Source organism: Arthrobacter sp. SO3, assembly GCF_020532825.1.
In the GTDB taxonomy this organism is placed as follows: Bacteria; Actinomycetota; Actinomycetes; order Actinomycetales; family Micrococcaceae; genus Arthrobacter.
Genome location: NZ_MQTS01000054.1, coordinates 1 through 9942 on the forward strand (window position 1 = coordinate 1; position 9942 = coordinate 9942).

Annotated in this window: 12 protein-coding genes and 1 pseudogene; 4 read left to right on the forward strand and 9 right to left on the reverse strand. The window is 66.4% G+C overall.

What is annotated here, in order from left to right; all coding sequences use genetic code 11:
* From BJQ90_RS05850 to BJQ90_RS05875, 6 genes and pseudogenes are all read right to left on the reverse strand, one after another.
* Positions 1-289 (reverse strand): annotated as a pseudogene (locus tag BJQ90_RS05850) (hypothetical protein); the annotation flags it as partial.
* Between the two features lie 225 nt (positions 290-514).
* Positions 515-961 (reverse strand): thymidylate kinase, encoded by a 447-nt coding sequence (locus BJQ90_RS05855; RefSeq protein ID WP_226759364.1) that lies wholly within the window; start codon positions 959-961, stop codon positions 515-517.
* Positions 962-1085: 124 nt separating this feature from the next.
* A complete protein-coding gene (locus BJQ90_RS05860; RefSeq protein ID WP_226759365.1) occupies positions 1086-1505 on the reverse strand; it encodes a type II toxin-antitoxin system VapC family toxin in 420 nt (139 codons plus the stop codon).
* Positions 1506-1508: 3 nt separating this feature from the next.
* Positions 1509-2033 (reverse strand): hypothetical protein, encoded by a 525-nt coding sequence (locus BJQ90_RS05865; protein WP_226759366.1) that lies wholly within the window; start codon positions 2031-2033, stop codon positions 1509-1511.
* Positions 2034-2235: 202 nt separating this feature from the next.
* On the reverse strand, positions 2236-2712 hold the full coding sequence (locus BJQ90_RS05870; RefSeq protein ID WP_226759367.1) for an NUDIX domain-containing protein: 477 nt from the start codon (positions 2710-2712) through the stop codon (positions 2236-2238).
* Positions 2709-3347 (reverse strand): hypothetical protein, encoded by a 639-nt coding sequence (locus BJQ90_RS05875; RefSeq protein ID WP_226759368.1) that lies wholly within the window; start codon positions 3345-3347, stop codon positions 2709-2711. The genes BJQ90_RS05870 and BJQ90_RS05875 overlap by 4 nt, the downstream gene beginning before the upstream one ends.
* A 202-nt stretch (positions 3348-3549) precedes the next feature.
* Here BJQ90_RS05875 and BJQ90_RS05880 point away from each other — a divergent pair, with 202 nt between their 5' ends.
* Positions 3550-4758 carry an alanine racemase gene (locus tag BJQ90_RS05880; RefSeq protein WP_226759369.1) on the forward strand — a complete coding sequence of 403 codons (1209 nt, stop codon included), beginning with the start codon at positions 3550-3552 and terminating at the stop codon, positions 4756-4758.
* Between the two features lie 21 nt (positions 4759-4779).
* Here BJQ90_RS05880 and BJQ90_RS05885 read toward each other — a convergent pair whose 3' ends face one another.
* Together BJQ90_RS05885 and BJQ90_RS05890 are read right to left on the reverse strand one after the other, a co-directional pair.
* A complete protein-coding gene (locus tag BJQ90_RS05885) occupies positions 4780-5676 on the reverse strand; it encodes an MBL fold metallo-hydrolase (RefSeq protein ID WP_226759370.1) in 897 nt (298 codons plus the stop codon).
* Entirely contained in the window at positions 5673-6110 is a 438-nt protein-coding gene (locus BJQ90_RS05890) for a winged helix-turn-helix transcriptional regulator (protein WP_226759371.1), read from the reverse strand. Before BJQ90_RS05890 ends, BJQ90_RS05885 begins: the two co-directional genes overlap by 4 nt.
* Before the next feature lie 99 nt (positions 6111-6209).
* On the opposite strand from BJQ90_RS05890, the gene BJQ90_RS05895 reads away from it, so the two are divergent.
* The 3 genes from BJQ90_RS05895 to BJQ90_RS05905 all read left to right on the forward strand — a co-directional run bounded on the left by BJQ90_RS05895 (position 6210) and on the right by BJQ90_RS05905 (position 9356).
* Positions 6210-7079 carry an SDR family oxidoreductase gene (locus tag BJQ90_RS05895; RefSeq protein WP_226759375.1) on the forward strand — a complete coding sequence of 290 codons (870 nt, stop codon included), beginning with the start codon at positions 6210-6212 and terminating at the stop codon, positions 7077-7079.
* Between the two features lie 421 nt (positions 7080-7500).
* On the forward strand, positions 7501-8634 hold the full coding sequence (locus BJQ90_RS05900; protein ID WP_226759372.1) for a hypothetical protein: 1134 nt from the start codon (positions 7501-7503) through the stop codon (positions 8632-8634).
* A 26-nt stretch (positions 8635-8660) separates the two neighbouring features.
* Positions 8661-9356: a SulP family inorganic anion transporter gene (locus BJQ90_RS05905; protein ID WP_226759373.1), complete on the forward strand. Its 696-nt coding sequence runs from the start codon at positions 8661-8663 to the stop codon at positions 9354-9356.
* Here BJQ90_RS05905 and BJQ90_RS05910 read toward each other — a convergent pair.
* A partial coding sequence (locus BJQ90_RS05910; RefSeq protein ID WP_226759374.1) for an integrase core domain-containing protein occupies positions 9328-9942 on the reverse strand: 615 nt, incomplete at its 5' end. The genes BJQ90_RS05905 and BJQ90_RS05910 overlap by 29 nt on opposite strands.

Here is a 9942-nt window from a genome sequence, read left to right on the forward strand (position 1 = left end):
GGTCCATCATGCCCCGGCCCTTGAAATCAGCCAGCACGGCCCGCGCATCCACCCCACCCCCCGGCGCCAGCCGGGACGCCTTAGCACCGGGGGCGGTGGTCTTACTGGTCGGGCCGCTCGTCGGGCCGCTGGTCGGGCCGCTGGTCGGGCCGCTCGTCGGGGCGCTGGTCACGCCGTCGGACGGGAGACCCACCGGGGCTCCGGCGGCCTGCTCGGAGGTGCAGGCCGTTGCAGAGAGCAGCAGCACGGCCAGGAGGGAAGGAAGAACGTGCCTGCGCAGGGTCAACATGTTCGGAAACCCGTCATTAGTCGGTTTCAGGTCGAAAGGTCAAAACGCTCGCCACCGACGCCGGCACGCCGCGGTCACCATTGAATCTGCGGATACCTCTATCAGTTTCGACCATTCTTGTGGATCCGGCTGTATCCGCAATAGCGCCTGCCTGTGAAAATGCTGTGCGAATTGGCCGGGAGGGATCCCCGGCGCCACAGCCGGTGGGGGAGTGGCGCCCTCCGGTCAGCCGCCGGCACCCGAGATGGCCGTTTGAACCCGGGCGAGCACTTCGGACGGCGGTCCGTCGGCAGGGATGCTGGTGAAACAGGGGAATTCGGGAAGTGACTGGTAGGCGTCGCGCAAGGACTCCAAGTCCTCGAGGCGCTCTGCGTCCGTGCCTCGCGCGAGGACCCTCGCGTGGGCCTCGCGGGGTTGAACGTCCAGGTGGATGATGTGGTCGGGCTGTGGGAGGGTGCGGATGAGGAACGGAAGGAAGCGTCCTCTGGGAAGTCCGTGCATCTCGCGAAGCGCGAGCTGGCAATGAAAGTGCCGGTCCATGACAACCAAGCCTCGAAACCGCCATGCACGGCGGTGTGAATTCAGGACGTTGAACGTGCGGACTGCCGTTTCAACGAAATCCGCCTGCCGCGGGGGCAGGAGCACGCCAAATCGGGCGCTGATCAGGGACATCCTTTGGCGACCAGCATAGTTTCCGAGCAGCAGGGCGCTGCGGGTGTCGGGCCGCTACCTCCCCAACGAGTGAAGGCGCCGGTTGATCCCCTTGGTTGATCCCCGGCAGGCCTGGACCAGCGGGCTAAATCGGATTCCACTGCCCCGGTGCCAGCAGTTCGTCGGGCGCCGCAAGCCTGACCAGACCTGCCACGGCCCGGGCAAGTCCGGCGTCGAGTGTCACGAAGGCGTCCGCCTGGAGTTGGGTCAGCGCGACGTACTCGGCGTCGAAGGTCTCATCCCATCCCAACTGGTCCGCGACCTTCCACGCAGCGCGTTGCAGCACCCGGTCTCCGAGGAGCCTGATCCGGAGGCCCCGCAGGTAATCAAGCCGGCTTTCCGCCTCGCTCCGGGCCAGCTCCCCGCGCCGGACCGCCTGGTAGAGAAGCGAGAGAACGTGCGAGCGAAACAGCGTTGGGGCCACCAATTGGTGCGTGTCCGCTATCCAGGCCCTGTCCCGGGCGAGCCTCAGGGCCACATCCGGGCCGATCACGTATCTGGTCATCGGTCAGAGGTTGTGCGCCAGCAGTTCGAGCCCGATGACCACCAGGCTCAACACTACTTCGGCGAACATGATGAGGGCTTTGTGGCGGAACGGCAGGTCGAGCCGCCGGATCGCGAGGTAGCCGACGACGAGGAGTGTCACCACAAGGATGACGGTTGCCCACTGCAGTGCCACAGCCGTTGACCAGAGTCCCAGGCCGGCCGCTGTGAGGAGCAGGAGCGGAGTCACCAGGACGCTGAGGGCCTCGGTGCTGACGGCGATCATGTGGTGGAGTTCGTGGCCGCTGGGGAGTTCGGCGTGGACTGTCAGGTGGCTCAGCAGGTCGGCGACGAAGATCCCGAGCAGGGAACCGACCACCACGATGCTGAGCGTTGCCGCCGCGGCGCCGGGCGTCGTCTCATCGGCGTGGCTGCTGAGGGCCAGCACCACGGCGAGGCTGGTGAAGCTGATGTAGACGCGCTCCTTCAGGCTCTCGGCGCGTTGGCGGGCTGTCGGTTCGCGCCGTCCGGTCGGTTCGGCCGCATTCATCGAGGGACTCCTCTCTGTGCGTGGAGCGTCTGTGCGTGTGCTGTGGGATCGTTAGGCGCCGGGTTCGCTGAACTTCTCAGTTTGCGCGGCATCATCCTTGCCTTTCGCTCGCTTCCGGGAGTGCGGATTACCCAAGGATGGCAGTCTGCTGCCGGGCCAGCAATGGGTTGTGAGAGTGAAAGAGTGACCGGGGCCGGGCCTGTCAGGTGCCGCGGCTCCCCAGATGTTGGATAAGCCCATCAAGGATGGGCAGTTGGCCGCCGACCAGCTCGGTGCGGGCTTCAGGCACACGGGTCCATTTGGCATCGTCAATCTCGGGGTAGCTACGGACCAGGCCGGAGCCCTTCGGCCATTCCAGTGCGAAGGTGTTGCTCACGATTCGTTCGGGGGCAAAGTCGGACTCGGCCGTGTAGACCGTGATGATCTTGCCGGAGGGTTGCCGGAAGTCGCCCAGCCGGATGTAGTCGGCGGACGGTGCCGCAGATCCCATTTCCTCGGCGAACTCGCGCAGAGCGGCGGCCAGCGGGTCCTCGTCCGGGGAGTATTCGCCCTTGGGAATCGACCAGGCACGGGCATCCTTACGTGCCCAGAATGGTCCGCCCATGTGGGCTATCCATACCTCCATTTCCGGTCCGGGCCCGCGCCGGTAGAGCAGAATTCCCGCGCTCCGAATGGTCATCCGGCCTCCACCGGTCCGGGGTGCCCGGAAACCCCGGTCCCGCCGTCCGCTCCGTCATCGAGGCCCGGGAGGAACTGGCGATTCCGGATCCGTGATTCGCCGAATTCGAGTGCTAGCGGCTCAATCTTCCAGGGTCCGGGGTCCCTCGTCTTGGGGCGTCCCACGGCAATGTGGGGTGTCCAGCGGGGGTACCTGAAGCCGAGTGCCCGTGAGCTGAGGATGAAGTCATCGACGCTGTCCACCAACAGCCCGGCCAGCAGCTCGTGCAGCGCCTTCACAAGGGAGACCTGATAGTCCCGCACATGTTGGGGCACCTCCACCTCCAGGCCGCTCACGCGCCCGCCGCCGAGCAGCACCAGCCTCTCGGACCTGGCGGAGAAGCCTCCCAGCACCGGCAGCCCCGCCAGCCAGGAAACCGCCGCGCTGGCCGCATCCTCCGCCGTCGTGATGCCCTTGGTCCACTCCGCGATGTCCTGGGCGAACTCCGCGAGGATGCCGATGTGCAGCAGGGTCAGATGGAGCCCCTTTTGCCTGCGGAGCGCATCGACATGGCTGCCCAGTTCCTCATAGTCGGAGGGCCCGGAGCCAACGCTGAGGACCGGCACCTCAACGGTGATGCGCGGTGGCGCGAGCATGCTGACCCCTTCCCATCCGTGCCGGGCTGTGGTCCTTCGAGCCATTATCCTCCCGGGCGGGCCGTGGTGGGGTGCCACGAGAAATGCCCGGCAGTTCGGGACCGGGAAGACGCCATGACACAATCGACGCACCGCCCTTGCCGGATTACCGCGGACGCCTCCGGAGAGCGCGGGGACTTGTCCCATGACTAAAAGGAGCCTCGTGAGCAGCCCGACCCAGCGTCAGAGCGAAACCGACCGGGATTTTTCTGCCACGATGGTCACCGCCCCGGCATTTCCGCAATTGCGGCTCGACATCGATGCCCTGGAAAACAACGTCCGTGTGATGGCAGCGTGGTGCCGGCAACGGGGCGTGGAGCTGGCCCCCCATGTCAAGACAACGATGTCGGCGCCAATCATCGAGCGCCAGATGGCGTCCGGCGCCGTCGGGGTCACCGTCGCCACCGTGGACCAGGTCGCGTCAGCACTGAAGTGGGGACATCAGCGTGTTCTCGTCGCCAATGAGATCGTCGACCGGTACGGCCTTCTGCGCCTGCGCGCCTGGCTGGCGGAAGACTCCGGGCGGGAAATCCGCTGTTTCGTTGATTCGGCCGCCGGGGTCGAGGCGGCGGCCCGGGTTTTTGCCGGGGCGGCCGTCACCCTCGAGGTGCTGATCGACGTCGGAACCCCGGACGGCCGCACCGGAATCAGGGATCTCCACGAGGGACTTCGCCTCGCTGAGCTGGTCCACGGCACACCCGGGCTGCGGCTCGCCGGTGTTGCGGGGTACGAGGGGGTTGTTCCCAACAGCCGGGCGGAGTCCACGATCGAAGCCGTCGACCGGCACTGCAGACTGGTGCGGGACGTGTATCTCGTGGTCGCAAAGTATTTTGAGACCGCCACACCGGTCTACTCCATGGGCGGGTCGGCATTTCCGGACCGCGTCGTGGAGCACCTGCCTGATGACAGCCAGGTGCCCGGAACCAGAAGGCTTCTCCGGTCGGGCTGCTATGTCACCCACGATCACGGCACCTACGCCGGGGTCAGTCCGGTTCCGGGCCTGGTTCCGGCGCTGTCGGTCCGGGCCGTCGTCCTGTCCGCCCCCGAGGCGGGAATGGCCGTCGTCGGTGCCGGTAAACGGGACCTGCCGTACGACGCCGGACTGCCGGTCTTCCTGTCGGCCCACACCGCGGACGGCGGCCCCGTAAAGGACGCAACCGCCGTTGTACGCAACCTTTACGACCATCACACCGTCCTCACCGGGGTGAGCCAGGTTGGCGTCGCGGATGTGGTCGACTTCGGGATATCGCACCCGTGCTCCGCCTTTGACCGCTGGCCGGAATACCTCGTCACCGACGGCAACGGACACGTCACCGATGTGTGGCGCACGGACTTCCACCGGGCGTCCCTGTCCACAACCCCGCTGCCGTGACCCCAAACCTCTTGGCGACCGCTATCGGCCCATTGCCCGGGACAGGAGAAGCCGTGCGGACTGGGCTGCGGCCTCCCGCCGGCATGGACCGTTCCAGATGATGAACTTGGCGGACCGGTGCGCCCCGCGGCGGCCGGCAATCCGGGCGGCCGCGGCCCTGACTGCCTGCAGATCCCCGACACCCAGGGGAAGGGGAGCCTCGTCAGCATGCCGGGTCGAGCCCAGCGGGAAGTCCCGGAACGGCCTGACGGACATTTCGATGTGCGCACCAAGGACAGCCCCGACCGGATGCGCCGCGGCATAGTCGCAAAGCGTGTTGAGCGACTCCTGAAAGGCCGGAAAGTCCTGTACATAGAGCCGGCCCGGGTACACCGTGTCGCCGGTCAGCAGGACACCGGCCGCCTCGTCGTAGATGGCGACGGCGGAGGGATGGTGCCCCGGCGCCGGGATCACCTCAAGGACACGTCCGCCAAGGTCAAACCGCGCCGTGTCCCGGGGCCAGCTGCCGATCCCAAAGAATGCGGCAACGTCTTCTGCCGAGTGTCCCACCACCCGGGTGTCGGGCCGGTCCGTGAACTGCCCGTCCCCGGCGACGTGGTCCCCGTGGGCGTGCGAGTGGGCGACGACGAGTTCGTAACCGTCTTTGGGGTGTCCGCTCAGCCACTCTTCGACGAGCGTGTCGATTGTTGTCCGAAGTGGAAATCTGGTGGCATCCGCCGTCGCGCCCGTATCGAGGAGCAGGGCGCGGTCGTCGCCGAACAGCAGGTAGAGGAAGGGTGCCTCGAAATTGTCCGCGATGCTCTGCCGGAGCAGGACCGTATTCGACGCGGCCCGGTGCACCTGGATCGGCTGGCCCTCGCTGTCCGGACGGGACCGCGTCCCGGCGAACCAGCGCACGTTTAAATCGAGCTCCGTCATGGCGCAGTTTTTGCGTCGACGGTTTCCTCGGATTTTTCGGCACCGCCAGGGTTCGCACCGTCAGGGTTAACGATTTCGCTGGCGTGCTCGGCGACCCAGGACACCAGCGGGAGCAGCACGGCCACGAGTTCGCGGCCGCGGTCCGTGAGGCTGTAATCGACTCTTGGCGGGATGACCGGCCGGGCATCGCGACGGAGGAATCCGTCCCCTTCCAGGATCTTGAGCGTCTGGGCGAGCATCTTCTCGCTGATCCCGTCGGCCCGGCGCCGCAGTTCGCTCCAGCGCTGCGGCCCGTCCCACAGCGCGACCAGGATCAGCACCCCCCATTTGCTGGAGACGTGATCCAGGACCGTGCGGCTGGCACATCCGGCCGGGAAGATTCCGGCCAGTTCCGGGGCGTCCGACAGGCCGGGGAGAGCGGTACTTACTTTCATGTAGGTACCTTACTTTAAGGTGCGTACTCTCTGCCGGGAAGTATTCGTAAGGCGGTGAAGTTGGCATGGGTGTCACTCATCCCTGTGGAAAGGACCACCATGACCATGGTCATCACCGGCGCCACCGGCCAGCTCGGCCGCCTTGTTGTTGAAGCGCTCCTCGAGCACAATGTTCCCGCCGCTCAGATTGTTGCCACCGGCCGGGATCTGGCCAGGATCGGCGACCTCGCCGACCGGGGCGTCCAGCTTCGGCGCGTCGACTATAGCGACCCGGAATCTCTTCGCCAGGCCTTTGCCGGCGCCGACAAGGTGCTGCTGATCTCCGGCAGCGAGGTGGGCCGGCGGCTTGAACAGCACCGGAATGCCATCGCGGCCGCCAAAGCTGCCGGCGTCCGGCTGATCGCCTACACCAGCATCGCCAACGCCGGCAGCACGGACATGCAACTGGCCGCTGAGCACGAGGCCACGGAAGCAGCCCTGGAAGAGTCCGGCCTTCCCCACACGCTGCTCCGCAACAGCTGGTACCTGGAGAACTACACGGACCGACTGGGCGGCTACCTCGAGCACGGCGCCGTGCTCGGCAGCGCCGGTGACGGCCGGGTCAGTGCCGCAACCCGCGCAGACTATGCCCAGGCCGCGGCAGCGGTGCTGCTTCGGGATGACCAGGCCGGGAGGGTTTACGAGTTCGGCGGCGACGTGCCGTTCAGCCTCAGCGAGCTGGCCGAGGAAGTCAGCGCCGCCACCGACCGGCCGGTGAAGTACCAGGACCTGCCCGCGGAGCAATACACGGAGGTCCTGGTGGGCGCCGGCCTGCCGGAGGGCTATGCGGCCATCCTGGCGGACAGCGACCTCGGCATCGCACGCGGTGAGCTGCTTGTGACCAGCGGTGACCTCAGTACTTTGATCGGCCGGCCGGCGACGACCATGCGTGAGGCGGTTCAGGCAGCCGCGCTTTCCCCGGCGGCCTGAACCAGCCCACTGGTGCAGGGTAGGACAGACTCGCCAAGAAGGGTGCACAAGGGGCCGACGACGGCTGGGGGGAGAGAACCCCGGTCTCAGAGGGCTCTCAAGCGTCGCCGGCCCCGTCCCGCGCCGGAGCCCACAGCTCCGGCAAGCAACGTAAAGCCAGCCTGTGCGGCGTTGTAGTCGCGCCGCCTCTACTACTATTCAACACCTTGGGTGCAAGTATCGGGGGAGATATCTGCGGCCCACGAGGCGCAGACGGCCGAAGAGTTTCATCCTTTCCGGGTGACGGCACCCGTCCGGGGCAGTCGTAGCGTTGGGGTACCCAGGAGTGGACCAATCCCCGCCGCCATTTGTCCAGGCAGGACGAAGTGTCGCCGCCGGCAGCCCTCCCTGACTCTTATGTCCCAGACCAGGCGAGTGAACGATGTCAGCCCAGAACAAACACGCTGCAGTCACCTCCGAATCCCGGGCGCTCGTCATCGGCAGCGCAGGATTCCTCATCCTTGGCGTCCTGGCGCTGCTGCTCGTGGGGCGACAACCGGTTCCACTGTCCGGACGCGGCTCGGTCGGCGACATCGCCGCGCTCGGGACGGCTGTTCTTGGTGCCGGAGCCGTGGTGAGCGGGTGCCTGCAGCGCAGCGGTCCCGAATCCCCACGAGCCTCCGGAGACGGCCGAACCCGCGATGTCATCGACATCGCCGCCCTCGCTCTCGCGCACGGCTGCATCTTCCTGCTTGGCTGGCTGGCGCTGTTCTCGCTCCTCCAGCAGGCCTTCGTCGGCGCAGTCCTGTACCCGCTGGCAGGGGCGATCATCGTCGCGATCACGGGAGCCATCAGTGCCTACAGCGCGTACCTGTCGGCAATCTCCATGAACGCCTATCGCCTCGCCGCGCTCCTCGCCGTCTTCCTCGTCATGGGAGTGCTGACGAGCATGCTCACTGCACAGAACCCTCAGTGGTGGCAGGAAAACCTCAGTGCCCTCGGCATGAGCTCCGCCGTCTCCGGGGTGGCGTTCAACGTCACGCTGATCATCGCCGGCGTCGTGGTCACGACCCTGGCCGGATACTCCACCAGGACGCTTGAATCGATGGCAAAAACCGCGTTATCGCGCCGGCGGGTGCGACTGCTCGAAGGCGGCATCATCCTGATCGGAATTCTCCTCGCCTGCGTGGGACTGTTCCCGGTCGATGAGCAATTCTGGCTCCACACCGCGGCCGCGTCCGGCATGGTGGTGGTGTTCGGGACCCTCATTGTCCGCATGCGGTCGCTGGTCCCATCGATCCCGGCGACGTTCAACGTGCTGGGGCTGGTGTTCCTGGCGGTCATCGCCTTCGCCGTCGTGATGTACTTTCCGTTCGGCTATTACAACCTCACCGCGGTCGAACTCATCTCCGCGTCGCTCGTCTTTGCCTGGCTGATCGTCCTGATCCGCAACCTGGCCGCAGTCGAGGCCGACCAGCCGGACGCGAAACAGTCGACGCGCCCGCAGTTCCATTGGACGGACGCCGGCGGCCACACCGCAGCACCCGGTCCGGATAGGACCGCCACGGATTTCTAATCGGGAATCGACGAGTAGGACGAGTCATGAAGAAATTGCAGCGGGGCCGCCCGACCGGGCTGCCCATTGCCGGCCAGCTCCGCTCCTATGACCGCGCCTGGCTGCGGAGCGATCTGATTGCCGGGGTGACCGTCGCTGCCCTGATCGTTCCCAAGAATCTGGGGTATGCCGGTATCGCGGGGATCCCACTGCAGAACGGCCTCTACGCGGCGGCGGCCGGCGCGATCGTGTACGGGATCTTCGGCTCCTGCCGGCAGATCTCGATGGGGCCCAGCTCCGGTCTGGCGGCGGTGGCTGCGAGCGCGGTGCTCGCGGCCGGCATCACCAAAGAGCAGGATGTCGCCTCATTTGTTGCGGGGATCACTCTGGCCTCAGGCATCCTGTTCCTGCTTCTTGCCGTCCTGAAGATGGGCTGGATTGCGCAATTCCTCTCGCGGGCCGTCGTCACCGGTTTCCTCTTCGGCGCGGCGATCGACGTCGTGATCGGGGAACTTCCGAAACTCACCGGCACAGAAGTTACCGGCTCCAACCCGATCCAGGAACTGCGGTCGTGGCTGGGGACCTGGGGTGAGGCGCAGCAGACCACCGTGGTCGTGGGAGTTGTCTCGCTGGCCGTGGTCTTTGGACTGAAGGCGATCGCGCCCAGAGTTCCCGGCGCCCTGGTCCTGGTGGTGGGTGGACTGCTAGCTGTACTCAGCCAGCAGGTTGGTTGCATCTGCTGATGGGTGGTCGTCCTCCGAGGGCTGCGTGGTTTCGGCGGTGGTTGTAGAAGTCTAGCCAGCCGGTGAGGGCCTCGGTGCGGTGGGTGCTGGAGTCGTAGGCGTTCTTGTAGGCCCAGCCTTCCTGGAGGGTGCGGTTGAACCGTTCGGCTTTGCCGTTTTGCCAGGGGCTGCGGGGTTTGGTGCGCCGGTGTTTGGCGCCGAGGTCAGCCATTACCTTGGCGAAGGCGGTGGACCGGATGTAGGCCAGGGCGTTGTCGGTCATGACTTCCTGCACGGGTGCCCCGTTCGCGGCCATGAAAGTCGCGGCGTTGGCCAGGAACGCCGCGCAGGTGGGGCCCTTTTCATCCGGGAGAACCTCGACGTAGGCCAGCCGGGAGTGGTCATCGACGGCAACGTGGACGTAGTCATAGCCCAGGCCGCGGCCTCTGACGGCTTCGGATCGGCCGTGGACCCGCCAGCCGCCGCCGTCCGGAATTTTCCCGAGCTTCTTCACGTCGATATGCAGCAGTTCTCCGGCGGTGTCGCGTTCGTAGCGGTGGTCGGTGGCCCGGCCGGCGCGGATGCGTTCGCCGCTGATCGGGTCCAG